This is a genomic window from Duganella flavida (assembly GCF_009857445.1).
Lineage (GTDB): Bacteria > Pseudomonadota > Gammaproteobacteria > Burkholderiales > Burkholderiaceae_D > Rugamonas > Rugamonas flavida.
This window is the reverse complement of the sequence record NZ_WWCN01000012.1, coordinates 1-24,426: the sequence shown is the minus strand read 5'-3', so window position 1 is coordinate 24,426 and position 24,426 is coordinate 1. Positions and strand designations below refer to the sequence as shown.

Genomic DNA, 24,426 nt, shown 5'->3' with positions numbered 1-24,426 from the left:
GGCCCCGTTTTTATTTATAGGACACTGGCATGAAAAAAATTCTCGCTTCAGTAGTGGCCTCTCTGGTGCTGGCTAGCGCCACGCCGGCGTTTGCCGAGGCTCCGGCCCAAGGGCCAGCACCCGATCCGGCCGCGATCGCGGCGGCCAAGGAGATGTTCGACTCCATGAAGTACCGCGCCACCATGACCAATGCGCTGCAGCAGATGTCGCAGGGGATGGCGACGGCGATCCATAATTCGGCCGAGACGGTGATCAAGAACGATCCGCGCATGAGCGACCAGGATAAGCAGGCCGCTATCATCAAGATGGAAGCGGAACTGCCGGCCCGGGTCGAGCGTATCCAGGCTACCCTGAACGATCCGACGCTGGTCGACGACATCATCGCCGAAACCATCCCGGTCTGGGCCAACACCTTTACCGTCGATGAGCTGCATCAGATCTCCGCGTTCTACCGCACGCCGCTGGGCGAACGCATGCTGGCTGCCATGCCGAAGCTGATGGGCGAGAGCATGCGCATGGGGCAGCAGATCATGGCTCGCCGCATTAGCGCGGCCCTGAATAACCAGCCCAAACCCTAATATCATCACAAGGAACGCAATGACTCAAATCTTTAACTTCTCCGCCGGCCCTGCGGTACTGCCGAAGGAAGTGCTGGCGCAAGCTGCTGCTGAAATGCTGGACTGGCATGGCAGCGGTATGTCGGTGATGGAGATGAGCCACCGCGGACCGGAGTTTATGTCGATTTACAAGGCGGCCGAGCGCGATCTGCGCGAGCTGCTGGCAGTGCCGGACAATTACAAGATTTTGTTCATGCAGGGCGGCGGTCTGTCGCAGAACGCCCTGATTCCGTTGAACCTGCTGGGCCACAAGCCTGAAGGCGCAACCATCGATTTCATTCACACCGGTTCGTGGTCGGCCAAGTCCATCAAGGAAGCCGGCAAATACGCCAAGGTGAATACCGCCGCGTCGAATACCACGGCGGTGCCGCCGCAAGCCGAATGGCAGCTGACGCCAGCGGCCGGCGCGGCTTACCTGCACATGTGCACCAACGAGACCATCGACGGCGTTGAGTACCAGCCGGATTTCAGCGATGCGCGCTTTGCCGATCGCGTGCTGGTGGCCGATATGTCCTCGCACATTTTGTCGCGCGTGATCGACGTCGCCAAGTACGGCGTGATCTTTGCCGGCGCGCAGAAGAACATCGGCCCGGCCGGCGTCACCATCGTGATTATTCGCGACGACTTGCTGGGCAAGGCGCTGCCGGTCTGCCCATCGGCGTTCGACTTCAAGCTGGTGGCCGATAACGAATCGATGTACAACACGCCGCCTACCTACGGCATCTACATTGCCGGCCTGGTGTTCCAGTGGCTGAAGCAGCAGGGCGGCGTGGCCGAGATGGAGCAGCGCGCCAAGTCCAAGGCGGAACTGCTGTACGCGGCGCTCGACGCCGATGATTTTTACCAGAACCGTGTTGCGCCGGCTAACCGCTCGCGCATGAACGTGCCCTTCTACCTGAAGGACGAAAGCAAGAACGAAGCATTCCTGGCCGGCGCCAAAGCGCGCGGCCTGCTGCAACTGAAGGGCCACAAGTCCGTCGGCGGTATGCGCGCATCGATCTATAACGCGATGCCTATCGAGGGCGTGCAAGCGCTCGTAGACTACTTGAACGAATTCGCTGGCCGATAACCATGAACGATAAACTCAAACCATTGCGCGAACAGATCGACTCGATCGACGCGCAGATTCTGGACCTGCTGAACCAGCGCGCCAAAGTGGCGCAGGAAGTAGGCCATGTAAAAGCCGAAACCGGTGCGCCGGTGTTCCGCCCTGAACGTGAGGCGCAAGTGCTGCGCGGCGTGGCGGAGCGCAATCCTGGCCCGATGGGCAACAGCGAGCTGCAAACTATCTGGCGCGAAATCATGTCCGCTTGCCGCTCGCTGGAGAAGCGCGTGACCGTGGCCTTCCTTGGCCCTGCCGGCACCTATAGCGAACAAGCCGTGTACCAGCAATTCGGCACGGCGGTGGATGTGCTGCCTTGCTCGTCGATTGATGAAGTGTTCCGCGCTACCGAAGCAGGGACGGCGGAATTCGGCGTGGTGCCGGTTGAAAATTCGACCGAAGGCGCCATCGGCCGCACGCTGGACCTGCTGCTGCATACGCCGCTGACCATCAGCGGTGAAGTGTCGATCGCGGTGCGTCACAGCCTGCTGACCGGCACCGGCAATATGGAAGGCGTCACGGCGATTTGCGCGCATGCGCAGGCGCTGGCGCAGTGCCAGATCTGGTTGAATAATAACTATCCGGACCTCGAACGCCGCGCGGTATCGTCGAATGCGGAAGCAGCGCGCATGGCGCGTGACGATCACTCGCTGGCGGCCATCGCTGGCGAGCGCGCAGGCGTGCGTTACAGCCTCGGGACCGTGAAGGCCAATATTCAGGACGACCCGTCGAACCGCACGCGCTTTGCGGTGATTGGCTCGCTGCACGCTGGCCCGTCGGGCGAGGACCGTACCTCGCTGGCACTGGCGGCGCCGCACAAGGCCGGTTCGATTTATCGCCTGCTTGGATCGCTGGCGCAGCATGGCGTATCGATGACGCGCTTCGAATCGCGCCCGGCGCGCACCGGCACGTGGGAGTACTACTTCTACGTCGACGTCGAAGGCCATGTGCAGGATCCCGCTGTCGCCAAGGCGCTCGATGAGCTGCAAGGCAACGCCGCATTCTTCAAGGTGCTGGGTTCCTACCCTGTCAGCCTGACCTGATTTCGAAGAGAGAGAACATGAGCAGCAAGAACTACGGCCCGGAATACGTCCGCGCCATCGCACCATACCAGGCCGGCAAACCGATTTCGGAAGTCGCGCGTGAATTCGGCCTTGATGAGGCGACCATTGTGAAGCTGGCGTCGAACGAGAATCCGTTCGGCGTGCCGGCATCGGCGCAGCAGGCGATGGCCGCTGCGGTGGCGGAGTTGGGGCGCTATCCGGACGCCAACGGCTTTGATTTGAAGGGCGCGCTGGCCAAGCGCTATGACGTGCCGGCGGACTGGATCACGCTGGGCAACGGCTCCAACGATATCCTGGAAATCGCCGCGCATGCGTTTGTGGAGCGCGGCCAATCAATCGTGTATGCGCAGTATTCGTTCGCGGTGTATGCGCTGGCGACGCAGGGCGTGGGCGCGCAGCACATCGTGGTGCCAGCCAAGGCGCATGGCCATGACCTGCCGGCCATGCTGGCGGCGATTCGTGAAGATACGCGCCTGGTGTTCATCGCCAATCCGAATAACCCGACTGGCACCTTCATTCCGGCGGCGGAGATTGAGGCGTTTGTAGCCAAGGTGCCGGCGCACGTGGTGGTGGTGTTGGATGAGGCGTACAACGAATTCCTGTCCGAAGAAAATCAGTTTGAGTCGGCAGCGTGGGTGAAGAAATATCCTAACCTGTTGGTCTCGCGTACCTTCTCGAAGGCGTATGGCCTGGCAGGTTTGCGCGTAGGCTTCGCGATTGCGCAGCCGGCGTTGACGGATCTGATGAACCGTATTCGCCAGCCGTTCAATGTGAATTCGCTGGCGCAGGCGGCGGCCATCGCGGCGCTGAACGACAAGGAATTCCTGAAGCAGAGCGCAGCCAATAACGCGGCTGGCTACCAGCAGTTCGTTGAGGCCTTCGAGCAGATGGGCCTTGAGTATGTGCCGTCGTACGGTAACTTCGTGCTGGTGAAGGTCGGCAGCGACGCTGGCGCTGGTGCGCGTGTGAATCTGTCCTTGCTGAAGCAAGGCGTGATTGTGCGCCCGGTCGGCAATTACGGCTTGCCGGAGTGGCTGCGCATTTCCATCGGCCTGCCGCAGGAGAATGCAGTCTTCATCGCGGCGCTGGCGAAAGCATTGGCGGAGTAATGCTGAACAAAGTCGTTATTTTTGGCGTTGGCCTGATCGGCGGCTCCTTCGCGCGCGCGCTGAAGAAAGCCGGCGCGGTGCGGACCATCGTCGGCGTCGGTCGTTCGGCTGCATCGATGGCGCGCGCGCTGGAGCTGGGCATCGTTGACGCGATAGCCGTGGCGAGCGAGCCGGCGTCGTTGGCTGATGCGCTGCACGGCGCGGACCTGGTGCTGCTGGCCGCGCCGGTCGCGCAGACCGAGGCGATTCTGGTGGCGATTGCGCCGCATCTGCAAGCCGGCACTGTCGTCACCGATGCGGGCAGCACCAAGTCCGACGTGGTGGCCGCAGCACGCCGCGCGCTAGGCGACAAGGTGGCGCAGTTCGTGCCGGGCCATCCTATCGCCGGCCGCGAAACCAACGGCCCGGATGCGGCCATCGACGATCTGTATGTCGGCAAGAAGGTGGTGATCACTGCGCTGCCGGAAAACACCGCCGAAGACGTCGAGCGCGTGGCCCTGGTATGGCGCGCCTGCCACGCCATCATCCACCGCCTGTCGCCGGAAGAACACGACAAAGTGTTCGCCGCTGTCAGCCACCTGCCGCACCTGCTGGCCTACGCGCTGGTAGACGACGTCGCGAAGAAACCGCATGCCGACTTGCTGTTCCAGTACGCCGCCAGCGGCTTCCGCGATTTCACCCGCATCGCCGGCTCGTCGCCGGAAATGTGGCGCGATATCAGCCTGGCCAACCAATCGGCCCTGCTGACCGAACTGGATGCCTACATGGCGCAACTGGCCGCGCTGCGCGCCCAACTGGCCGCCGGCGACGGCGCAGGGTTGGAACGCGTCTACAGCAACGCCCAACACGCCCGCCACCAATGGATAACCGCGATCGAGACGGCCGAAGCGCCACCATCGCAAGATAAGGCTGACTAATATGACTCATGAATTCATCGACCTGCAAACGGTCCCTCACGTGCAAGGCGCTGTGCGCCTGCCGGGCTCCAAATCGATCTCCAACCGCATCCTGCTGCTGTCCGCGCTGTCGCAAGGGCAGGTTGCCATCGTTGACCTGCTGGCCTCCGACGACACCGCCGTGATGCTGGCCGCGCTGCGCGCCCTCGGCGTGCAATGGACCGAAGAGAAAACCGCTACCGGCACCATCCACCACGTCACCGGCGTGGCTGGCGTGCTGCCGGATAAATCGGCGGATCTCTTCATGGGCAACGCCGGCACCGCAATCCGTCCACTGACCGCAGCGCTGGCGGTGATCGGCGGCGACTACACGCTGCACGGCGTGCCGCGCATGCACGAGCGCCCGATCGGCGATCTGGTCGACGCGCTCAACGCCGCCGGCACCAATGTTGAATACACCGGTAATCCGGGCTTCCCGCCGCTGCACATCAAGCAAGGCAAGATCACCACCGAGCGCCTGTCGGTGCGCGGCGATGTGTCGAGCCAGTTCCTGACGGCGCTGCTGATGGTGGCGCCGCTGATGGCCCAAGACCATGCGATCACCATCGACGTGATTGGCGAACTGATTTCCAAGCCGTATATCGAAATCACGCTGAACCTGATCCGCCGCTTTGGCGTCAAGGTTGAACAGACCGGCTGGGAGTCGTTCACCATCCAGCCGGGCCAGATCTACCAGTCGCCGGGCACGATTCACGTTGAGGGCGACGCGTCGTCGGCGTCCTACTTCCTGGCGGCTGGCGCGATTGCTGGCGGTCCGGTGCGCGTGGAGGGTGTGGGCAAGGACAGCATCCAGGGAGACGTGCGCTTTGCCGCCGCACTGGAGCAGATGGGCGCGCAGATCACCATGGGCGACAACTGGATCGAAGCGCGCAGCAGCGGCGTGCTGAAAGCCATCGATGCCGACTTCAACCACATCCCGGATGCGGCCATGACCATCGCCATCGCCGCACTGTACGCCGACGGCCCGTCGACGCTGCGCAATATCGCCAGCTGGCGCGTCAAGGAAACCGACCGCATCGCCGCCATGGCGACCGAACTGCGCAAGGTTGGCGCCATCGTGGAAGAGGGCCCGGACTACATCAAGGTCACGCCGCCGGCCGCGCTGACGCCTGCTACCATCGATACTTACGACGATCACCGCATGGCCATGTGCTTCTCGCTGACTTCGCTGGATGGCGCGGCGCGCAAGGGCGCCACGGTGCGCATCAACGATCCGAAATGCGTCAACAAGACTTTCCCTGAATACTTTAAAGCGTTTGCAGAAATCGCAAAATAACTGATATGCCAACTTCCCAGATTCCAGTCATCACCATCGACGGCCCTACCGCATCCGGCAAGGGCACGGTCGCACATCGCGTTGCCGATAAGCTCGGCTTCCATTACCTGGACTCGGGCGCCCTGTATCGCTTGACCGCGCTGTCGGCGCTGCGCCGCGACACCGATCTCACCGACGAACACGCGCTGGCCAAGCTGGCCGAGCACCTGCATTGCAGTTTCCAGGGCGGCGATATCATCCTGTCGCATGAAAACGTCACTGACGCGATCCGCGCCGAGGAGGTGGGTAACACCGCCTCCAAGATCGCCACGTTCCCGGCCGTGCGCCACGCGCTGGTGGGGCTGCAACTGGGTTTCCGCAAGGCGCCCGGCCTGGTGGCGGACGGCCGCGACATGGGCTCGGTGATCTTCCCGCACGCCCCGCTCAAGGTGTTTTTGACGGCCTCCGTAGCGGCCCGTGCCGGGCGCCGCTATAAGCAATTGATCGACAAGGGATTTTCTGCTAATATGCAAGACCTACTGGTGGATTTGCAGGCGCGGGACGACCGGGATACAAACCGGGCCATCGCGCCGCTGGCCCCAGCAGAAGGTGCACTGGTGCTCGATACCTCTGAAATGACTGCTGATCAAGCGGTCGATCAGGTGCTGGCATGGTACGCCTCGGTAGTAAAGTAGCCTCTTTATTAACCTAACCCAGTTGAAGCCGCAGTCCGCGGGCCTTACTGGTAACCTGGAAATACAATGTCTAATATGGAAAGTTTTGCAGCCCTCTTCGAAGAATCCCTGTCGCGTCAAGACATGCGTTCGGGCGAAGTGATCTCGGCTGAAGTCGTTCGTCTGGATCACAACTTCGTGATCGTCAACGCCGGCCTGAAATCGGAAGCATTCATCCCTGTTGAAGAATTCAAGAATGACCAAGGCGAACTGGAAGTCAAAGTAGGTGACTTCGTTTCCGTGGCCATCGAATCGCTGGAAAATGGTTTCGGCGATACCATCCTGTCGCGCGACAAAGCCAAGCGTCTGGCGTCGTGGCTGGCACTGGAAAAAGCTATGGAATCGGGCGAGATCGTCGTCGGTACCGTCAATGGCAAAGTCAAAGGCGGCCTGACCGTTCTGACCAACGGCATCCGCGCCTTCCTGCCGGGTTCGCTGGTTGACACCCGTCCGGTGAAAGACACCACCCCATTCGAAGGCAAAACCCTCGAATTCAAAGTTATCAAACTGGACCGCAAGCGTAACAACGTCGTTCTGTCCCGCCGCGCTGTCATCGAAGCTTCGATGGGCGAAGAGCGTCAGAAACTGATGGAAACGCTGAAAGAAGGCACGGTCGTGACCGGCGTTGTGAAAAACATCACCGACTACGGCGCGTTCGTGGATCTGGGCGGCATCGACGGCCTGCTGCACATCACCGATCTGGCATGGCGTCGTGTGCGTCACCCATCGGAAGTACTGACCGTTGGTCAAGAAATCACCGCAAAAGTCCTGAAGTACGATCAAGAGAAGAACCGTGTTTCGCTGGGCGTGAAGCAACTGGGCGATGACCCATGGACCGGTCTGTCGCGTCGCTACCCACAGAGCACCCGCCTGTTCGGTAAAGTCACCAACCTGACCGACTACGGTGCGTTCGTTGAAGTGGAACAAGGTATCGAAGGTCTGGTACACGTTTCCGAAATGGACTGGACCAACAAAAACGTCGCTCCTAACAAAGTTGTCCAACTGGGCGACGAAGTAGAAGTGATGGTTCTGGAAATCGACGAAGAGCGTCGTCGTATTTCGCTGGGCATGAAACAGTGCAAAGCTAACCCATGGGACGACTTCGGCGTCACCCACAAGAAGGGTGACAAAGTCCGCGGCGCGATCAAATCGATCACCGACTTCGGCGTGTTCATCGGCCTGGCTGGCAACATCGACGGCCTGGTACACCTGTCCGACCTGTCGTGGACCGAGTCCGGCGAAGAAGCCGTACGCAAGTTCAAAAAAGGTGACGAACTGGAAGCCGTGGTGCTGGCGATCGACGTTGAGCGTGAGCGCGTTTCCCTGGGCGTTAAGCAACTGGAAGGTGATCCATTCAACAACTTCGCCGCCATGAACGACAAAGGTTCGCTGGTGAACGGTACCGTGAAATCGGTAGAGCCTAAAGGCGCCGTGATCCAACTGTCGGAAGAAGTTGAAGGCTACCTGCGCGCTTCGGAAATCTCGCGTGACCGCGTGGAAGATGCTGGCACCCACCTGAAAGTCGGCGATGCCGTCGAAGCGCTGGTGATCAACATCGACCGTAAAGCACGTTCGATCCAGCTGTCGATCAAAGCGAAAGATTCGGCTGACACCGCTGAAGCGATGAAAAACATCGCTTCGGACAGCAACGCTGCTTCGGGCACCACCAGCCTGGGCGCACTGCTGAAAGCTAAGCTGGACAACAAGAACTAAGAACTAGTCGATGACTAAGTCCGAACTGATTAACCGTCTGGCTGAGCGTTACTCTCAGCTGGTGGCCAAAGATGCGGAATATGCCGTCAAAACCATCCTGGATGCGATGACCAACGCTTTGTCGACGGGTCAGCGCATCGAGATCCGCGGTTTTGGCAGCTTTGCCCTCAACAGCCGGCCACCACGCATCGGGCGCAACCCGAAGTCGGGCGACAAGGTGATGGTGCCGGAAAAACGGGTGCCGCACTTCAAGCCAGGCAAGCAATTGCGCGAGCGGGTTGACGCGATGGTCGGGCAACCGATCATCGAGGACTGAAGCATTCCATAGTTACAAAAGCGGCGTCCTTCGGGATGCCGCTTTTTTTTTGTTGCCCGAGGTGCGATACTGGCGCTCTCGGAACTACTCCACAGGACTTTGGCTGATGAAATTCATCTCCACCCTCATAGGCTTCATCATCTTCGTCTTGTTTTTCGGCTTCGCGCTGAAGAACTCGCAGGAAGTCGATCTGCAACTGTTCCTGCACTACGAGCTGCGTGGCCCGCTGGTGCTGATGCTGCTGGGCTTTTTTGTGGCCGGCGCCGTACTCGGCGTGCTGGCGCTGACGCCGACGGTATTCCGCCACCGCCGCGAAGCTAACAAGCACAAGGCCGCCGTCCACACGCTGCAAGCGTCGGCCCTGCAGGCGAATCAACCGCCGCAGCCGGACAGCGTGCCGACACAATAATTAACAATAACAATGACACAGAATTAGCATGGAATTTGAACTCTGGTGGTTACTGGGCATCCCGGTCTTCTTTGGCCTGGGATGGGTCGCGGCGCGGGTCGATATCCGCCAGCTGCTGTCGGAATCGCGCACCCTGCCGCGTGGCTATTACAAGGGCCTGAACTTCTTGCTTAACGACCAGCCGGACAAGGCGGTCGACGCATTTATCGAAATCGTCCGCCTCGATCCGGAATCGGCTGAGATGCACTTCGCGCTCGGTAACCTGTTCCGCCGCCGCGGCGAGACCGAACGCGCCATTCGCGTGCACCAGAACCTGCTGGCGCGGCCCGACCTGCCGCAGGAGCAGAAGGAGCACGCGCAGTATGAGCTGGGCATGGACTACCTGAAGGCCGGCCTGCTGGACCGCGCCGAAGAGACCTTTAACTCGCTGCTCAACGGCACTTACGCGGCGCAGGCGCGCCGCGCGCTGCTGGAGATTTTCCAGCGCGAGAAGGAGTGGCCGCGCGCGATTGAGGCGGCGATCGGCCTGCAAGAAGCAGGCGCCGGTTCGCGCCAGAAGGAAATCGCCCAGTTCTACTGCGAGCTGGCGCAGGACGCGCTGGTGCACCTGCATCCGGAACAAGCCTTGGCGCTGCTGGATAAATCGCTGCAAGCGGACCGTGTCAATGTGCGCGCTACCTTGCTGACCGGCGACGCCCAGCTGGCGCAGGGCGACCTTGAAGGCGCGCTGCTGACCTGGCGCCGCGTCGAACAAATCAGCGTGCCGCACGTGGCGCTGGTGGCGCCGCGTTTGATGGACGGCTACCGCAAGGTGGGCCGGCCGCAAGAAGGCGTCAACCTCTTGAAATCCTATCTTGAGCAAGCATCTTCCATCGATCTGGTGGAAGTGGTGTACAAGGCGGTACTGGAGCTGGATGGCGTGGAAGCGGCCAAGCAATTGGTCGGCGAACAGCTGCGCCGCACGCCGACCTTGCTGGGACTGGACAAATTTTTGGAAGCACGCCTGATGGACGCGCCGGCGGCGGTGATGCCGGAGCTGTCGATGGTGAAGAACCTGGTGCACAGCTACACGCAAAAGCTGGCACGCTACCAGTGCAGCCACTGCGGCTTCAAGGCGCGCCAGTTCTACTGGCAATGCCCGGGCTGCAGCAAGTGGGAGACTTACCCGCCGCGCCGCACCGAAGAATTAAACGTAATGAATTGAAAAGAGCACCATCATGAAAATCACCATCATCGGTACTGGCTATGTAGGTCTGGTTACGGGCGCTTGCCTGGCGGAGCTGGGCAACGACGTGTTCTGCCTCGACGTCGACCAGAAAAAGATCGACCTGCTGAATAACGGCGGCATCCCGATCCACGAACCGGGCCTGGAAGAAGTGGTGGCGCGCAACCGCGCCGCCGGCCGTATCCAGTTCTCGACCGACGTTGCGGCCTCGGTGGCGCACGGCGAAGTGCAGTTCATCGCGGTCGGCACGCCGCCCGATGAAGATGGCTCGGCCGACTTGCAGTATGTGCTGGCTGCGGCCCGCAACATCGGCAAGCACATGACCGGCTTCAAGGTCATCGTCGACAAATCGACGGTGCCGGTGGGCACGGCGGACCGCGTCAGCGCGGCCCTGCGTGAAGAGCTGGCGGCGCGCGCAGGCGATCCTGCAGCCAGCTTCTCGGTGGTGTCGAATCCGGAGTTCCTGAAAGAGGGCGCGGCGGTGGAAGACTTCATGCGCCCGGACCGCATCGTCATCGGCCATGACAATTCGGCTGAAGGCGAAAAAGCGGCCGCCAAGATGAAGAAGCTCTACGCGCCGTTCAACCGCAATCACGAGCGCACTTTCTGGATGGACGTGCGCTCGGCGGAGTTCACCAAGTACGCGGCCAACGCCATGCTGGCGACCCGCATCTCGTTCATGAACGAGATGGCCAACCTGGCCGACCAGGTGGGCGCCGATATCGAGGCGGTTCGCCACGGCATCGGCTCCGATCCGCGCATCGGCCATAGCTTCCTGTACGCTGGCGCCGGCTACGGCGGTTCGTGCTTCCCGAAAGACGTGCAGGCGCTGGAGCGCACCGCGCGCCAGTACTCGCAAGACCTGCTGATCCTGCGCGCGGTGGAAGCGGTTAATGACAAGCAGAAGCTGGTGCTGGGCCAGAAGGTCGTCCAGCGTTTTGGCGCGGACTTGAGCGGCAAGCACTTTGCGGTGTGGGGCCTGGCTTTCAAGCCGAATACCGACGATATGCGCGAAGCGCCGTCGCGCGTGCTGCTGCGCCAGCTGCTGGACGCCGGCGCCACGGTGGCGGTGTACGATCCGGTGGCGATGGCGGAAGCCAAGCGTGTGCTGGCGCTTGACCTGACGCCGTCCGAACTGGCGCGCGTGCGCTTTGCCGCCAGCCCGAAAGATGCGCTGACCGATGCCGAGGCGCTGGTCATCGTCACCGAATGGAAGGCCTTCCGCAGCCCGGACTTCGACCAGATCAAGGCGGCTTTGAAGCAGGCCGTGATCTTCGACGGCCGTAACCTGTTCGAGCCGGCAGTGATGGCGGAAGCGGCGTTTGAATACCACGGCATCGGCCGTTCGATTTTGACCCGCACTTAACGAGGCCGCACCGTGACGACGAATCTGGATAAAGTACGCATCCTGGTGGCGGGCGACGTGATGCTGGACCGTTACTGGTTCGGTGAGGTCAGCCGCATCTCGCCGGAAGCGCCGGTGCCGGTGGTGCGCATCGAGAAGCGCGAGGCGCGCCTCGGCGGCGCCGCCAACGTCTCGCGCAACGCGGCGGCGCTGGGCGCGCAGGCTGGCTTGCTGGGCATCGTCGGCAACGACGAGGCGGGCGATGAAGTGGCCTCGCTGCTGGCCGGTGGCGGCATCCGCAGCTACCTGAAACGCGACGAAGCGATTTCCACCATCATCAAGCTGCGTGTGATCGGGCGCCAGCAGCAGATGGTGCGCATTGACTTTGAGGAAGCGCCGACCGACACGGTCTTGCGCGACAAGCTGGAACAGTTCAAGGCGCTGCTGGCCGATTACGATGTGATCGTGCTGTCGGATTACGCCAAGGGCAGCCTGGTGGCGGTGGCCGACATGATCGCCGCCGCGCGTGCGGCCGGCAAGGTGGTGATGGTCGATCCGAAGGGCGACGACTTCTCGCGCTACGCGGGCGCCACGGTGCTGACGCCGAACAAGTCGGAATTCAAGCGCATCGTCGGATCGTGGAACAGCGAAGAGCAGCTGACCGCCAAGGCGCAAGCCCTGCGCGTGGAACTCAAGCTCGATGCGCTGTTGCTCACCCGCTCGGAAGAGGGCATGACGCTGTACACTGACGGCGCCCAGTACCACACGCCGGCGCAGGCGCGCGAGGTGTTTGACGTTTCCGGCGCGGGCGATACCGTGATCGCCACCATGGCCTGCATGCTGGGCACCGGCGCCGGCTGGCAGGAAGCGGTGGAAACCGCCAACCGCGCTGGCGGCATCGTGGTCGGCAAACTGGGTACGGCCACCGTCACGCGCGAGGAATTGTTCGGCGCTTGATCTGGCTCAACTGCGCGGTTGCCGCGCTCCGTTAAGGTGATCCTAGGGGCGATTTTCGCTCCTTTTCACTTTAATGGAGACTACGATGATCAAGAAACTATTGCTGTTGCTGGCTATGCTGGCGTCGATGGCGGCGGCTTGGGCGCAGGTGGATGTCAACAAGGCCGATGCGGCTGCGCTGGACGGCATCCGTGGCCTGGGGCCAGCCAAGTCCAAGGCCATCCTCGAAGAACGCAAGAAGGGCGATTTCAAGGACTGGCCGGATCTCGAGCAGCGCGTCAAGGGTATCGGTCCTAAAAACGCCATCAAGCTGTCCGAGGCCGGCCTGCAAGTGAACGGCAAATCGAAAGATGGTGCACCGGCCAAGTCCAGCAAGTAAGATAGTGGCTTTCCAACGGCCCGCAGCGCCCTGCTGCGGGCTCCCACCACGGAGAGCGCTGCATGCAGTTCAAACCACAGTTAATGCCCATTGCGCTGGCCCTGCTGATCGCAGCGCCGGCCATGGCCGCCGAACCTGATACCAAACGTCATCAGGCGCAGATCGACCAGATCGTCAAACAGATTTCCCCTGCACGTATTGAAGCGACTATTCGCAAGCTGGTGGGCTTCCGCACGCGCCACACCATGTCGGACACCGTGTCCGACACTGAGGGCATCGGCGCCGCCCGGCGCTGGATCAAGGCGGAGCTGGAGCGCTGCGGCGCCGGCACGCCGTTGCAGGTGGAGTTTGACAGCCATATCGCGCCGGTCTCCGCGCGCATCAGCCGTCCGACTGAAATCGTGAACGTGGTGGCGACTTTGCCGGGCGCGCAGCCTGCGTCAGCGGAGCGCATGTACGTGGTCAGCGGCCACTATGATTCGCGCAACACCGACATAATGGACGCCAGCGGCGACGCGCCCGGCGCCAACGACGACGCTTCCGGCACTGCGGCCGTGATGGAGATGGCCTGCGTGATGGCCAAGTACAAATTCGACGCCACGCTGGTGTTCATGACGGTGGCGGCGGAGGAACAGGGCTTGCTGGGCGCGGCGCATTGGGCGGAACAGGCCAAGCAAAAGAATTTGAATATCGCCGGCATGTTCACCAACGATATCATCGGCAGCTCGCGCGATGAACACGGCAAGCAGGACGATACGCAAGTACGCCTGTTCGCAGAAGGCCTGCCGGTGCAGAAGGAAAACAGCGATGCGGTGCGCACGCTGATCCAGACCGGCGGCGAGAACGATTCGCTGTCGCGCCAACTGGCGCGTGCGGTGAAGGAAGCGGGCGAGCGCTATGTGCCGAAGTTTAAAGTCAACGTAATCCAGCGGCGCGACCGCTACTTGCGTGGCGGCGATCACATGCCGTTCCTGGAGCGCGGCTATGCGGCCTTGCGCTTCACCGAGCCGGCCGAGGATTTCAATCACCAGCACCAGAATATCCGTACCGAAAACGGCGTGCTGATAGGCGATCTGCCGCAGTACAACGACTACAACTACATCGCCCAGGTCGCGCGCGTGAATGCGGCGGCCTTATCGTCGCTGGCCCTGGCACCGGCTGCGCCGCAAAAGGTGCAGGTGCGTACCGCCAAACTGCAGAATGATACCGAGCTGGTTTGGCAGGCCAATAGCGAGCCTGATCTGGCGGGCTATCGCATCGTCTGGCGTGATACCACGGCGGCTGACTGGCAGGGCTCCAAATTCGTCGGCAAGGTGACTGAGTTCACCATGCCGCAGTCGAAGGATAATGTGTACTTCGGCGTGCAGGCGATTGATGTTGACGGCAACGTCAGCCCGGCCAGCTATCCAACGCCGCTGCGCTGATGAAGATTTCCCGCATCCTCCACGCCGGCTACGTGTTCGAAAGCGGCGGCACGCAGATCGTGTTCGACCCTGTGTTCGAGAACCCGTTCAGCCGCAACTGCCACGCGTATCCGGACGTGCGCTTCGACCTCGCGCAGGTGAGGGCGCTGCGGCCGGATGCGGTGTTCATCTCGCACTTCCATGACGATCACTGCTCGCTGGAGAGCCTGGATCTGCTGGACCGCGCCACGCCGGTCTACCTCTACTGCCTGTTCGATGAATTGTTCGCGATGATACGTGAACTGGGCTTCGTCGACGTGCGGCCGCTGGCGCTGGACCTGCCGGTACTGGTGGGCGCTTTTGAAGTAATCCCGCGCCGCGCGCTGGAGGCGGATGTGGACTCGATGTTCCAGATTCGCGCCGAAGGCCTGAATGTGCTCAACGTGGTCGATTCGTGGATGGATCCGGAGACGCTGGAGCAGCTCAAACCCTACGCACCGTGGGATATGGTGCTGTGGCCATTCCAGACCATGCGCGAAGTGGACGTGATTGCGCCTTCACGCGCAGAGCGCGGCCCAGTCGAACTGCCAGAGGAATGGCCAGAGCAGCTGCAGGCACTGGCGCCGCGCTACGTCGTACCGAGTTCCTGCCAGTTCCGACAGGAGCCCTGGTCGTGGTACAACCACGCGATGTTCCCGATCACCTATCGCCAGTTCGCGCAAGCGGTGGGCGAGTGGCTGCCGGCTGCGCAGGTGGTTCGCCTCAATCCTTCAGTCGCCGTCGAACTGACCGCCGATGCGCTCACGCCCGCCGCACCGCTGCCGTGGGTGCTGCCAGTAGGCGAGCAAGATGTCGACTACGAATATGATCCCGACACCGTGCCGCCACCAACTGCCGACATCGCACGCCATTTCACCGCGTTGACCTTTGAGCAAACCGCGCAGGTACAGGCGTTCTGCAATAGCGGGCTGTTAGAGCGCTACGAAGAAATGGAGCTTCCTGAAGACAGCTACTTCGCCACGCCATGCGTGTGGCGGCTTTCCGTCTACGACCACGAAGGCAGCGCGCAGCACTACCGCTACCGCATCCACGGCGACAGCATCGCCTTGGCCGTCGACGAAGAAGTGCCAACATGGCATACCGAAATCCCAATCGCCAAACTGTACGCAGGACTGGCGCTAGGCGAATCGCTCACCTCCATGTACATGCGCATCAACGGCGCGCCAGCGGACGCCGATATCGTCGACGATCCCTTAATCCGCACCCTGTTCGACAACGCCTTCGCCGCCTACCAGGCCGCCCAACTGCGCCGCATCAAAGCAGCTTAATCGACGTCCTCCAGCAAGTCCCACGCGCGGCGGTATTTGGGCAGGCGGTGCTCCAGAGTTGGACGGCCTTAATCAGCGCTTCGCTCGCGACAGCGTGCTGCCGCTCTCGCGCAAATAGCTGCGCAGCTCGTTATAAACGATTGCCGGGAGTATAGGCGGCGTGCTAGTTTTCTCTTCCTTAGCGGGACACATTTTTTTTCCCCTTTCTCTTTCGTTCTCTTTTTATCTCTTTCTGTCTCTTGGACAGGAGCGAGAGCGAAGAGTTCAAAAGAGAGAGAAAGAGACAAAAAGAGAAAGGCAAAAGAGAAAACCTCCCGCTAAGGATTTGGCAGACACCTCACCGCCCTATGTCCTCAGGAAGACACCGCCAGCGCCTGCGCCCGTAGCTGCGCCTTTGCTTGTGACTCCTTCTGCGTCTGCGCCGATCAATCATTACTATGCGGAGCTGTTTAAAAAAATCAGTACTACGGAGTCTGCCGAATTTTTACTGCAGCATGCTGCGCATCCAACATGCTATATGCGTGAAGTGGTGCTTAAGCGTATCGTAGAGTTGGCGCTGCCAGAGTTGTTGCCGGTCGTGGTAGAGCGCTTGAATGACTGGGTGCCCCAAGTGCAGCGCGCTGCGCGGACGGCCTTGATGACGCTATTACCTTTTCTACCCGCATCGCAGCTGTTAGCTGCGATGCCAATGATCTTGCGCTGGCATAGCGCCGGCCGGGCCGATTATGCCGGATGGTTGGAAAAGTTTGAGCTAACGCTGATTCGCGCTGGAACTGTGTGCCAGCCTGGCGCCAGAATTGCAAGACAGTTTTTACCTTTCTGCAGCAGATTACATTTTGGCGCAATTCGAGCCGTTGCGCTTAGGATGTTGCTGGACATGGAGGGCGATTCACTATCAAAAATTACTTCAGCGAGGAGTGCCTAACGCGCAGCGCACGCGTGTATGCCTGATTGCACTTGCCGCCTTACGCAATCCAGCTGATGTAGACCTGATGAAGTCTTTCCAAGGCGTAGAGCAGGCGCGTGAGTTCAGGCTGGATGAGGCACTATGCACATGGCTGAACAGCACCGATTGGTATGCGCAGCCCGACAAGGAACAACTGGTGTTCCTGTCGTCTGCGCCGACGCTGGCCTTCTTTGGCCAATTGCTGGCGACGCGTCCTCATCGCCTCGATGCGCTCAGCTCCGCAATTTTTCGAGCGGCAGGTTAGCGAGGAATTGGTGGATTTGCGAGACCACGGCGGCGCCTTCGCCCACGGCGGCGGCGACGCGCTTGGTGGAGGTGGCGCGGACGTCACCGATGGCAAATACGCCCGGCACGCTGGTTTCCAAGGCGGCGCGCGAGGGCAGGTCTTTCGGGTAGACGCCGTTGGCGAAGTTGGCTTTGCACTGCGACTTGGTCACGTCAAAGCCGGTGCGGATGAAGCCATGCGGATCGACGTCGACGCCGCAGTCACTGAGCCAGCCGGTGTTCGGATCGGCGCCGATGAACAGGAACACGCGGCAGACGTCGTAATCGCATTCTTCTTCGGTCTTGGCGTTGCGGATGCGGACTTGTTTGAGGCCATCCTCATCGCCTTCCAGCGCGATGATTTCGGTGCAGGTGTGCAGCGCGATATTCGGCGTGGCCTGAATCCGTTCGATCAAATAGCTCGACATGGTGGACGACAAGCTCTCCTTGCGGATCAGCATATGCACCTTGGACGCATAGGCCGACAAGAACACCGCCGCTTGCCCGGCCGAGTTGCCGCCGCCGACCAGCACAATCTCTTCCGTCTTGCATAGCTTGGCCTCGACCGGCGAAGCCCAGTAGTAAACACCTTTGCCCTCGAACTGCTTGAGATTCGCCAGCGACGGCCGGCGATAACGCGCGCCGCACGACAGCACCACGGTCTTTGCCTTCAAGCGTTGCAGGCTGCCGCACATTTCCACTTGCAGCGGATAGGTGTCGCACACCAGCCGTCCGGCCGGCGCGGGAATCGCGACCTCAACGCCAAACTTCTGCGCCTGCACGTAGGCGCGGCCTGCCAGCGCGCGACCGGAGACGCCGGTCGGGAAGCCGAGATAGTTTTCAATGCGCGCACTGGCGCCAGCCTGGCCGCCGTAAGCGCGCGTCTCCAGCGCCAGCACCGACAGGCCTTCCGAGGCCGCATACACTGCCGTGGCCAGCCCGGCCGGTCCGGCGCCGACCACGATCACATCCCACACCTTGTCGGTATCGAGTTCCGGCAGCATGCCGAGGCAGCGGCCGATATCGACCACGCTCGGGTTTTTCTTGACCACGCCATCCGGACACACCACCAGCGGCAGTTCTTCCGCGCGCGGCTGGTAATGCGCCATCAAATCGGCCGCCTGGCGATCATGTTCGGGATCGAGCACGATGTGCGGATGGCCATTGGCCGCCAAAAAAGTCTGCAGCGTGTGGATGCGGCCATGCCCGCGCGGCCCGACAATCACCGGTCCGCCGGAAGCCTGCTCGATCAGGCCGACACGGCGCAGGATCAGCGCGCGCACGATGCGCTCGCCCAGATCCGCATGTGCCACCAGCAAGGCGCGCAAGGAGTCCGACGGCACCACCAGTACTTCCACCTCGCCCACCGCGTGGCCATTGCCCAGCGACGGCCGGCCCGACAGCTGTGCCACTTCGCCGCTGAACTGGCCGGGCTGGTGGGTGGTCACGTACGAGGTGTTGCCGAGGCCATCATAGCGATTCACCTCGATTCCGCCTTGCAGCACCAGCATCAGGCCGAAGCTGGTCTTGCCGGCCTCGAAAATCATTTCGCCATGCTTGAAGCACATCACATGGCCGAAACGGTGCATATGGCGGATGTCGGCCGCGCTCAGCACGGGGAACATCTGGTGCTTGCGCTGTTCCAGGTTGTGGGCCAGCGACGGCGACGGATCGTCCGGGGTTAGTTCGGGCAGCAAGTCGGAGGGAGTGGTGGCCATGAGAATTCCGCATATGAAGATGGTTGCACAAGTGTTGCCAGTCTAGCGCAAGCGGCCGTCCCAGTCCAAAGTCTTAAGTGGGAGCCGTACGCTTTCTGGCAACTCGGCTAAAATGCTTGTTTTGGCGAACTCAAACAACAAGACGATGGCTTACAAGACTTTGCAAGATACGATCGGCAATACGCCGCTGGTGCAGCTGGCGCGCCTGCCCGGCGCCGAAGCGGCGGCCCGCAACAACATCATCCTCGGCAAGCTGGAAGGCAACAATCCGGCCGGCTCGGTCAAGGACCGTGCCGCCATGTCGATGCTGAAACGGGCCGAGGAGCGCGGCGACATCAAGCCGGGCGATACGCTGATCGAGGCCACCAGCGGCAACACCGGCATCGCACTGGCGATGGCTGCTGCCATCCGCGGTTACAAGATGCTGTTACTGATGCCGGAAAACCTCAGCGTCGAGCGCCGCCAGAGCATGGCCGCCTACGGCGCGCAAATCATGCTGACGCCGAAAACCGGCGGCATGGAATACGCGCGCGACATGGCCGAGCAGCTGCAAAAGGACGGCAAGGGCATCATCCTCGACCAGTTTGGCAACCAGGACAACGCCCGCGCCCACTATGAAAGCACCGGCCCGGAAATCTGGCGCGACACCGACGGCCGCGTGACCCACTTCGTCAGCGCCATGGGCACTACCGGCACCATCATGGGTACCTCGCGTTACCTGAAGGAGCAGAATCCGGAAGTCCAGATCATCGGCGCCGAGCCGGAAGAGGGCTCGTCGATTCCCGGCATCCGCAAATGGCCGGAAGCGTATCTGCCGAAGATTTACGACCGTTCGCGCGTCGACCGCGTGGAAGCCGTGTCGCAAGCGGCGGCGGAGCGCATGGCGCGCCGCATGGCGGCTGAGGAAGGCATCTTCTGCGGCATCTCCGCCGCCGGCGCCTGCGAAATCGCGCTGCGCATTTCCAACACCGTGGAAAACGCCACCATTGTGTTCATCGTCTGCGACCGTGGCGATCGCTATCTGTCCACCGGCGTGTTTCCAGCTTAACGGCGCGGCCTAAAAACAAAATGCCCTCGTCCCTTGCTTGATAAGGGAGGAGGGCACTCTGATCAGGTACTGCTAACGCGGGCTGGATTAGCCGTTGTTGCTGCCGCCTGGAGTTTCGCCTTCTTTAGGCTTGAATTGCTTGTCGCTGATGCGGAACTTGTTGCGGCGATCGCCCATCAAATAACGCAGGTCGCGGATGCTCAGGTCCGATACTTCGTGCATGCGGATCAGCAGCGAAGCGCCGACTGGCAGGCGGTGGTGACGGATTTTGCTGATCACAGGCGGTGCTACTTCCAGTGCGCGCGACAGCGCTGCATCGTTTTTCAGACGCAGGTTCTCGATCAGGGTATCGAGCAGGCGGTTGGGATTGTATTGCAGCAGATCATCGCCATCCGCATCGTTGTTCATGTCTATGCCGACTTGGTTTGTCATGTCGTCTTTTCCTTCAGTAAAGTTGTCCTGCAAAGTACAACACTCGGGGCTTTGCTGCGTCTATGTCCATCCTTACCAGGAGTACTCATACACGGACACGGGTTCCAGGATAACAAGTTTCATAATATATACACAATTGTACAACAGTCTGCAATCTAATACTCAGCAGCAATAAAAAAAACACACTTCCCGCAGGGTATTGTTGTCCGACTGCAACATTGTGTGAGAATTATACACCGTCTCGTATGATATGCTGCCGGTGCGCACTTTTAATTAACGGTTAAAGTTAATTCTATAACAATTCCGTTGCAAAGCTGCCCACTTTTGACTGCCTTCTCCGCAGCATGCATAAATAATTTCCAAGTGTCAACTAAACAATACCGTGAGCAAGCCCACGGGACAAAGTTTTTTACGCTTGCTTACATTCCTGAAGGCAAGCCCGCCGCCGGCGCACCGCCGCGCGCCGTTTTCACCGCCTGGCCCAGCTCCACCACCGACATGGCGTAGAAATAACTGCGGTTGTACTGTGTGATGGCAAAGAAATTGGCGTTGGCCAGCCAATACTCGGTGGGCTCGGCGCCATTCTGCAAATCCACCAGACCATACAGCTGATCCGGCGCCGGCGTGGCCGTGGTCACGCCCGCCGCGCCCAGCTCCGGTGCGCGGTACTTGGCCACCAGGCCCTGGTTGGTCATGGCTTCCCAAGCGCGGTTGGGCGAGACGCTGGCCGCATACACCAGTGGCCCGGCCTGTTCGCGCTGCCAGCCGTGGCCAGCCAGGAAGGCGGCCACGCTGCCAATCGCATCGCTGCTGGAGGCCAGCAAATCGATCTTGCCGCTGCCGTCGAAATCGACCGCGTACTTCATCACGCTGCTGGGCATGAATTGCGGCATGCCGATGGCGCCGGCAAACGAGCCTTTCAGCGACAGCGGATCGATGCCGGTCTGGCGCGCGAACAGCAAGGTCGCTTCCAGTTCGCCGCGGAAGAATTCCATGCGCTCGCGCCGCTGCGGCGCTTCTGGATACGAAAACGCCAGCGTGGTCAGCGCATCGAGCACGCGGAAGCGGCCGGTGTTGCGGCCGTACACGGTTTCCACGCCGATGATCCCGACCAGGATTTCGGCCGGAATACCGTACAGCGATTCAGCGCGGTTGAGCGCCTCGCTGTTCTCGTTCCAGAACTTGACGCCGGCGTCGATGCGCACCGGGTCGATCATCAGCTTGCTGTAGGCTTGCCAGTTTTTCGGCTTGCCCGGCGGCGCCGGTTTCACCAGCTGCACGGCAGCGTCAACATAGCGCACCTGGGTCATCAGGGCATTCAGTTCGGCGCGGTCGAAACCATCGCGCGTGGCGAGGTCGTCGAGGAAGGCGCGCACCTCTTTCCAGTCGCCGAAGTTGACGTACTCGCCGACATAGTCGACGGCCGGTGCGGCCTTTTTCTTGGCGGCCGCCGGCTTTTTCTTTTTCTGCATGCTAGGCGGCAGGGTGTAGCCATACGGATCGACGGCAGCAGCGGCCTGGCCGGCAACGGCGGCGCTCAACAGCAGGGCGGTAATCAGGGTTTTCATCGGCATAAAGGTAGCAAATTTTTCAGCGTCGCCAGCGACGCCGAGCGTGATTCGGTCCCGCCGGCGCCATACTTCAGGCCACCGTACAGGTGCAAAAACTGGTCCCTCGCAGCGTGCTGTGCCGCACTGCCGGGCGCTGCCCGCAAGCGCGCCGCGTAGCTGTGCGGTCCCTCGGCTGGCAAGCGGGCGACGCCACGGCGCGCCTGCTGCCGGCAAAACGCCGCATACAAGCCGTCCAGCGCATCGGTCGGTCGCTGCTGCTGCCGCCAGCGCCACAGCGCCACCAGCGCGGCCACCAGCAGCGCCGCCAGCGCACTGCGCGCATTGCCGAAAGTGGCGCCTAGTTCTTCGAGGAAACTTCGCTGCTTATCTGGATTGTAATCCAGTACCCATTGATTCCAAGAATTATTCAACGCTGCGTAGTTGTATCGGAGCTGCGCCAGCCACGAGCCGGGATCGTTTTGCAATTCCAGCAGCGGCGCCAGCCCGAAACCGGACGGGGGCGGCAGGGCGCGCGCCAGGTTGCGCTGCACCCGCTCGGGCGCCACGGCGGCGGTCGGGTCGACCCGCTGCCAGCCCGCTTGCGGGGTCCAGATCTCGGCCCAGGCGTGGGCGTCCGACTGGCGCACCGTCAGGTAGCCGTCGACCGGATTCAGCTCACCGCCCTGGTAGCCGGTCACCACCCGCGCTGCCACGCCCATGGCGCGCATTAGCACCACATAGGCGCCGGCGTAGTGCTCGCAAAAACCAGCCTTGCTGCCGAACAGGAAATCGTCCACCGCGTCGCGCCCCAGCAGCGGCGGTTCCAGCGTGTAGCTATAGCCTTGGGTGCGGAAGCGCGCCAGCACCGCGTTGCTGAGCTGCTGGGCGCCGGCGTTGGGCTGGGCCGCGCGCAGCTGCTGCGCCAGCGCCAGCGTGCGCGGATTGACGCCGGCCGGCAGCTCCAGCCAGCGCGCCATGTGCTGCGGCTGCTCGCCGGCCTGCAGCGCAAAATCCAGATAGGCGCTGGCGTGGAAGCGCAGGCGCTGCGTCACCGGATCGACCGTGTGCCACTCCATCTCGTCGGTGTCGCGCAGGCGCTGGCCGGGCAGCTGCACGCCGGGCGCGGCCAGCTCCAGCAGCGCCAGCCAGCGCGTGTTGCTGGCTTCCAGCGTGGTTTCATAGCGCAGCGGCTGGCCGCGCGCCTGGATGGCGATCTCCAGCCGCTGCAGGCCGCGTTTGCGTGGCACCCGGGTCCAGGTGCGGCCGTCGTAGTCGCCCAGCACGATGCTGCGCCAATACAGCTGCTGCTGGGCCGGCACAGCGCCGAAGAAGCGCACGCGGAAGGCCGGCTCGTCGGACTGCGCCAGCGAGGACAGGGTGCCGGGCGCCATGCTGTCGCTCAAGCCGGTCTTGCCGCCTAGCGCATCGCCGGGCAAGCCCCATAGCGGGCCCTGGATGCGTGGGAAGCCGATGAACAGCAGCGCCGCCAGCGGCGCCGCCAGCAGGCATAGCATGGCCGCGCTGCGCAGGCGCCGGCGCAGCGGCGGCACCGCACCGGTGTACTGGAACGATTGCTGGGCCGTCAGCAGCACCACCAGCGTGAGCGCCACCCACAGCGCGCTGGGTATGGTCTGCGAATACAGGAAGCTGGTCAGCAGTACGAAAAAACTGAGGAAGACCAGCACGAACAGGTCGCGTTTGGCGTGTATCTCCAGCAGCTTGAAGGCCAGCAGCAGCACCAGCATGGCGACGCCGGCGTCGCGGCCCAGCAAGGTGCGGTAAGTGAGGTAGACGCTGGCCATGGCCGCCAGTGCGATCGGCACCAGCAGCCACACCGGCGGCAGGCGTTTGCCCAGCCACGTCAGCGCCGCGCGCCACAGCAGGGTAACGCCGGTGAGGGCGCTGATCCACAGCGGCAAGTGGGCCGCGTGCGGCGCCAGCACCATCAGCGCGGCGACCAGCAACAGCAGCGTATCCGCCTTGTCGCGCGTGAGCCGCAGCGCGAAGCGCTTCATCGTCCCTCCTTGCCGAACAAGGCCAGCGCGCGCAGGCAGGCGGCGCGGTGGGCGTCGCCAAGGGCGGGGCCGAGGTCGTGCTGGGCCAGGCGGAAGCGGTAGGGCAGGGCGCGTTGCTCCGCCTGCAGCACCCAGCTGGCCATGCGCGCCAGCTTGCGTTCCAGGTCCATCGCCAGCGGCAGCGCGGCAAAATCCAGACACAGCTCGGCCACCGCGCCGCCCTCGAAATGCTTGCTGACCAGCTGCCCGCCCAGTGCCGGATCATGGCGCGCAATCTGCCGCCACGCCAGATGCTTGAGCGGATCGCCGGGCTGATAGCTGCGGATGCCGGCAAAATTATCCAGGCCCACCGTGCCATGCCCATCCTCGCTGGCCGCGCCGCTGGACGGCAGCGGCGGCGCCGGCAGCTCGGGCGCCGGATACACCAGCACCCGCGCGTCCGGCCGCCAGTAACTCCAAGCGCGGAACAGGCCCAGTGGAAAGCGCGTCACCAGCCGCACGCGCGGCGCCGCCAGCCAGC

24 protein-coding genes are annotated in these 24,426 nt (G+C 62.1%); 19 read left to right on the top strand and 5 right to left on the bottom strand.

What is annotated here, in order from left to right:
- Positions 1 to 29 precede the first annotated feature (29 nt).
- From GTP46_RS18560 to GTP46_RS18475, 18 genes are all read left to right on the top strand, one after another.
- Positions 30 to 578 (top strand): DUF2059 domain-containing protein, encoded by a 549-nt coding sequence (locus GTP46_RS18560; RefSeq protein WP_161008120.1) that lies wholly within the window; start codon positions 30 to 32, stop codon positions 576 to 578.
- A 19-nt stretch (positions 579 to 597) separates the two neighbouring features.
- Positions 598 to 1,686, top strand: coding sequence for a 3-phosphoserine/phosphohydroxythreonine transaminase (serC, locus tag GTP46_RS18555; RefSeq protein ID WP_161008119.1), 1,089 nt, complete (start codon positions 598 to 600; stop codon positions 1,684 to 1,686).
- Between the two features lie 2 nt (positions 1,687 to 1,688).
- Entirely contained in the window at positions 1,689 to 2,762 is a 1,074-nt protein-coding gene (gene pheA, locus GTP46_RS18550) for a prephenate dehydratase (RefSeq protein WP_161008118.1), read from the top strand.
- Between the two features lie 17 nt (positions 2,763 to 2,779).
- Positions 2,780 to 3,892 carry a histidinol-phosphate transaminase gene (gene hisC / locus GTP46_RS18545; protein ID WP_161008117.1) on the top strand — a complete coding sequence of 371 codons (1,113 nt, stop codon included), beginning with the start codon at positions 2,780 to 2,782 and terminating at the stop codon, positions 3,890 to 3,892.
- Entirely contained in the window at positions 3,892 to 4,809 is a 918-nt protein-coding gene (locus GTP46_RS18540) for a prephenate dehydrogenase (protein ID WP_202414340.1), read from the top strand. Before hisC ends, GTP46_RS18540 begins: the two co-directional genes overlap by 1 nt.
- A gap of 1 nt (position 4,810) precedes the next feature.
- Positions 4,811 to 6,124 carry a 3-phosphoshikimate 1-carboxyvinyltransferase gene (gene aroA, locus GTP46_RS18535; RefSeq protein WP_161008116.1) on the top strand — a complete coding sequence of 438 codons (1,314 nt, stop codon included), beginning with the start codon at positions 4,811 to 4,813 and terminating at the stop codon, positions 6,122 to 6,124.
- A gap of 5 nt (positions 6,125 to 6,129) precedes the next feature.
- Positions 6,130 to 6,798, top strand: a complete 669-nt coding sequence (gene cmk, locus GTP46_RS18530; RefSeq protein WP_161008115.1) for a (d)CMP kinase — start codon at positions 6,130 to 6,132, stop codon at positions 6,796 to 6,798.
- 75 nt (positions 6,799 to 6,873) lie between these two features.
- Positions 6,874 to 8,550: a 30S ribosomal protein S1 gene (rpsA, locus tag GTP46_RS18525; protein ID WP_161008300.1), complete on the top strand. Its 1,677-nt coding sequence runs from the start codon at positions 6,874 to 6,876 to the stop codon at positions 8,548 to 8,550.
- Between the two features lie 10 nt (positions 8,551 to 8,560).
- Positions 8,561 to 8,866, top strand: coding sequence for an integration host factor subunit beta (locus GTP46_RS18520; RefSeq protein WP_072787195.1), 306 nt, complete (start codon positions 8,561 to 8,563; stop codon positions 8,864 to 8,866).
- 106 nt (positions 8,867 to 8,972) lie between these two features.
- Positions 8,973 to 9,275 carry a LapA family protein gene (locus GTP46_RS18515; protein ID WP_161008114.1) on the top strand — a complete coding sequence of 101 codons (303 nt, stop codon included), beginning with the start codon at positions 8,973 to 8,975 and terminating at the stop codon, positions 9,273 to 9,275.
- A gap of 28 nt (positions 9,276 to 9,303) precedes the next feature.
- The gene (gene lapB / locus GTP46_RS18510; RefSeq protein ID WP_161008113.1) at positions 9,304 to 10,479 is read left to right on the top strand and encodes a lipopolysaccharide assembly protein LapB; all 1,176 of its coding nucleotides are present in this window, start codon (positions 9,304 to 9,306) and stop codon (positions 10,477 to 10,479) included.
- A gap of 13 nt (positions 10,480 to 10,492) precedes the next feature.
- Complete coding sequence (locus GTP46_RS18505; protein ID WP_161008112.1) at positions 10,493 to 11,866, top strand: UDP-glucose dehydrogenase family protein; 1,374 nt, start codon at positions 10,493 to 10,495, stop codon at positions 11,864 to 11,866.
- Between the two features lie 12 nt (positions 11,867 to 11,878).
- Positions 11,879 to 12,802 carry a D-glycero-beta-D-manno-heptose-7-phosphate kinase gene (gene rfaE1 / locus GTP46_RS18500; protein WP_161008111.1) on the top strand — a complete coding sequence of 308 codons (924 nt, stop codon included), beginning with the start codon at positions 11,879 to 11,881 and terminating at the stop codon, positions 12,800 to 12,802.
- 85 nt (positions 12,803 to 12,887) lie between these two features.
- Positions 12,888 to 13,181, top strand: coding sequence for a ComEA family DNA-binding protein (locus GTP46_RS18495; protein ID WP_161008110.1), 294 nt, complete (start codon positions 12,888 to 12,890; stop codon positions 13,179 to 13,181).
- A gap of 62 nt (positions 13,182 to 13,243) precedes the next feature.
- Positions 13,244 to 14,605, top strand: a complete 1,362-nt coding sequence (locus GTP46_RS18490; protein WP_161008109.1) for a M28 family peptidase — start codon at positions 13,244 to 13,246, stop codon at positions 14,603 to 14,605.
- Positions 14,605 to 15,912 carry an MBL fold metallo-hydrolase gene (locus GTP46_RS18485; protein WP_161008108.1) on the top strand — a complete coding sequence of 436 codons (1,308 nt, stop codon included), beginning with the start codon at positions 14,605 to 14,607 and terminating at the stop codon, positions 15,910 to 15,912. The genes GTP46_RS18490 and GTP46_RS18485 overlap by 1 nt, the downstream gene beginning before the upstream one ends.
- A 160-nt stretch (positions 15,913 to 16,072) precedes the next feature.
- Positions 16,073 to 16,837: a hypothetical protein gene (locus GTP46_RS18480; protein WP_161008107.1), complete on the top strand. Its 765-nt coding sequence runs from the start codon at positions 16,073 to 16,075 to the stop codon at positions 16,835 to 16,837.
- Between the two features lie 67 nt (positions 16,838 to 16,904).
- Positions 16,905 to 17,123 (top strand): hypothetical protein, encoded by a 219-nt coding sequence (locus GTP46_RS18475; protein WP_161008106.1) that lies wholly within the window; start codon positions 16,905 to 16,907, stop codon positions 17,121 to 17,123.
- Here GTP46_RS18475 and GTP46_RS18470 read toward each other — a convergent pair.
- Complete coding sequence (locus tag GTP46_RS18470; protein WP_161008105.1) at positions 17,092 to 18,861, bottom strand: FAD-dependent oxidoreductase; 1,770 nt, start codon at positions 18,859 to 18,861, stop codon at positions 17,092 to 17,094. The genes GTP46_RS18475 and GTP46_RS18470 overlap by 32 nt on opposite strands.
- 145 nt (positions 18,862 to 19,006) lie before the next feature.
- On the opposite strand from GTP46_RS18470, the gene cysM reads away from it, so the two are divergent.
- Positions 19,007 to 19,909, top strand: coding sequence for a cysteine synthase CysM (gene cysM, locus GTP46_RS18465; RefSeq protein ID WP_161008104.1), 903 nt, complete (start codon positions 19,007 to 19,009; stop codon positions 19,907 to 19,909).
- Between the two features lie 87 nt (positions 19,910 to 19,996).
- Here cysM and GTP46_RS18460 read toward each other — a convergent pair whose 3' ends face one another.
- From GTP46_RS18460 to GTP46_RS18445, 4 genes are all read right to left on the bottom strand, one after another.
- Complete coding sequence (locus GTP46_RS18460; protein ID WP_110846846.1) at positions 19,997 to 20,341, bottom strand: hypothetical protein; 345 nt, start codon at positions 20,339 to 20,341, stop codon at positions 19,997 to 19,999.
- Between the two features lie 419 nt (positions 20,342 to 20,760).
- Positions 20,761 to 21,915, bottom strand: a complete 1,155-nt coding sequence (gene mltB / locus GTP46_RS18455) for a lytic murein transglycosylase B (protein ID WP_161008103.1) — start codon at positions 21,913 to 21,915, stop codon at positions 20,761 to 20,763.
- Positions 21,906 to 23,906: a transglutaminase TgpA family protein gene (locus GTP46_RS18450; RefSeq protein WP_161008102.1), complete on the bottom strand. Its 2,001-nt coding sequence runs from the start codon at positions 23,904 to 23,906 to the stop codon at positions 21,906 to 21,908. Before GTP46_RS18450 ends, mltB begins: the two co-directional genes overlap by 10 nt.
- A partial coding sequence (locus GTP46_RS18445) for a DUF58 domain-containing protein (protein WP_161008101.1) occupies positions 23,903 to 24,426 on the bottom strand: 524 nt, incomplete at its 5' end. The genes GTP46_RS18445 and GTP46_RS18450, both read right to left, overlap by 4 nt.